This is a genomic window from Streptomyces sp. NPDC054840 (genome assembly GCF_053611065.1).
In genome coordinates this window covers 1-2,280 of the sequence record NZ_JBSGZP010000930.1, presented here as the reverse complement: position 1 = coordinate 2,280, position 2,280 = coordinate 1, and the positions used below count along the sequence as shown (strand labels likewise).

General features: G+C 71.1%; 2 protein-coding genes. One reads left to right on the top strand and one right to left on the bottom strand.

Features of this window, described 5'->3' with window-relative positions:
- Positions 1 to 38: 38 nt before the first annotated feature.
- Positions 39 to 908, bottom strand: a complete 870-nt coding sequence (panB, locus tag ACWGIU_RS36085; RefSeq protein WP_453712310.1) for a 3-methyl-2-oxobutanoate hydroxymethyltransferase — start codon at positions 906 to 908, stop codon at positions 39 to 41.
- Between the two features lie 288 nt (positions 909 to 1,196).
- Between panB and ACWGIU_RS36080 the strand changes: the two genes are divergently transcribed.
- Positions 1,197 to 2,225, top strand: a complete 1,029-nt coding sequence (locus ACWGIU_RS36080; RefSeq protein ID WP_453712309.1) for an endonuclease/exonuclease/phosphatase family protein — start codon at positions 1,197 to 1,199, stop codon at positions 2,223 to 2,225.
- Positions 2,226 to 2,280: the final 55 nt, after the last annotated feature.

Here is a 2,280-nt window from a genome sequence, read left to right as displayed (position 1 = left end):
GGGCGAAGCCCCCGGGGCCGGTGTCGTACCGCGGTGGCTCAGTGGACGGAGTGCTCCTCCTGCGGGAACGTTCCGCCGACGACGTCCTCGGCGAACGCCTTCGCCGCGCCGCCGATGACCTGGCGCAGGTCGGCGTACTGCTTGACGAACTTCGGCATCTTTCCGCCGGTCAGGCCCATCATGTCGGTCCACACCAGCACCTGCGCGTCGCACTCCGCGCCGGCGCCGATGCCGACCGTCGGGATGTGCAGGGACCGGGTGACCTCGGCGGCCAGCTCGGCCGGGACGAGCTCCAGCACCACCGCGAACGCGCCCGCGTCCTGCGCCGCCTTCGCGTCGCGCAGCAGCTGGTGCGCGGCCTCGTCGCCGCGGCCCTGCACCCGGTAGCCCATGGCGTTGACGGACTGCGGGGTCAGGCCCAGGTGGGACATGACGGGGATGCCGGACTGCACGATCAGCTCGGTCTGGGCCAGCGAGCGCTCGCCGCCCTCCAGCTTCACCGCTCCGACCCCGGCCTCCTTGACGAGACGGGTGGCGCTGCGCAGGGCCTGCACGGCGCCTTCCTGGTAGGAACCGAACGGCATGTCGCCGATGACCAGCGCACGGCTCGTGCCGCGAACGACGGCCGCGGAGAGCATGGTCATCTGGTCCATCGTCACCGGAACGGTGGAGTCGTAGCCGAGGTGGCAGTTGCCCATGGAGTCCCCGACGAGGATGACCGGGATACCGGCCTCGTCGAAGACGGACGCGGTCATCGCGTCGTAGGCGGTGAGCATGGGCCACTTCTCGCCGCGTTCCTTGGCGAGGGTCAGGTCGCGGACGGTGATGCGCCGGGTGCCCGTGCCTCCGTACAGGGTGGGGGAGGCCGCGGGTGCGGGTTCGCGGGCAGGCGAAACGGCATGCGTCATTGCAACTGCTCCTTGTGTCATCTCGAGGCGCCCTTACGACGTCCCCGGACTCACCCCCCATGGTGGCATCCGCGCGGGCAAAGGCGGAAGTGGTCCGGGGTGCGAGCCTGGCCACGGGATCCAATGTGCGCGTTTCGTGACAAGCGGAACCCCTTGCGCACGGCCGTTCGTCCTCCCGGACACACGACCGTGACCGACGGTCGTGACGTAGGGCACGGAAGGCTCCGGTTCATCGCCTAGGGTCAAGGGGCGGGGACGGAGCGCGAGCACGGCAGTGAGGGCAGTGGCATGGCACAGGCGTACATGACGGAGTCGGGGAACGGCGGCTCGGAACCCGAGCCCTCCGGAACCCGCCTCCGGCGCCGGCTGACCGCGCTGCGCAAGGACCCGGGAATCTGGCGGCGCGGCTGGGTCCTCGCCGGGATCGCCACGCTGATCTCGCTCATCATGATCTTCCACGCGGAGCTGTCCAACGAGGTGGGCAACCTGGGGAGCCTCACCGAGACGTTCCTGCCCTGGCTGGGCCTGGCCGTGCCGCTCCTGGTCGCCGGGGCCGTCTACCGCAGGTCCGCGACCGCGTTCCTCGCGATACTGCTGACGGCCGCGGTCTGGGCGAACCTCTTCGGCGGCCTGGTCAGCGACAAGTCCGGCTCCGGCGGCAACATGGTGGTGGCCACCCACAACGTCGACGCCGACAACCCCGACCCGCACGGCACCGCCGAGTCGGTGGCCCGGTCCGGGGCCGACGTCCTGGCCCTGACCGAGCTCAAGGGCAGCGCCGTCCCCGTCTACGAGAAGGTCCTCGCGGCCACGTACAAGTACCACTCCGTCGAGGGCACCGTCGGCCTGTGGAGCAAATACCCGCTCAGCGCGAGCGCGCCGGTCGACATCCGGATGGGCTGGACCCGGGCCATGCGTGCCACCGTCACCACCCCCCAGGGGCCGGTCGCCGCCTTCGTCGCCCACCTGCCCTCCGTCCGGGTCAAGCTGCACGCCGGCTTCACCGCCAACCAGCGTGACGACAGCGCCGACGCGCTGGGCGCCGCGCTCGCCGCCGAACCGCTGAAGAAGGTCGTCCTGCTCGGCGACCTCAACGGAACCATGAACGACCGCGCTTTGTCCGAGGTCACCTCGCAGATGCGCTCGACCCAGGGCGCGGCGGGCGACGGCTTCGGCTTCAGCTGGCCGGCGCAGTTCCCGATGGCCCGGATCGACCAGATCATGGTCCGCGGGATCAAGCCGGAGGCCTCCTGGACCCTGGCCCGCACCGGCAGCGACCACCTTCCTGTCGCTGCCCGGGTCTCCGTGAAGCCCTGACCGCGCCGGACACCGGACGCGGCCGCGCGAAGGCCCCGGCCGCTCTCCTCGGAGA

What these genes read in the sequence shown, in the direction of transcription:
- panB (WP_453712310.1), bottom strand. Translation starts at nt 908, where the DNA reads ATGACGCATGCCGTTTCGCCTGCCCGCGAACCCGCACCCGCGGCCTCC.
- ACWGIU_RS36080 (WP_453712309.1), top strand. Translation starts at nt 1,197, where the DNA reads ATGGCACAGGCGTACATGACGGAGTCGGGGAACGGCGGCTCGGAACCC.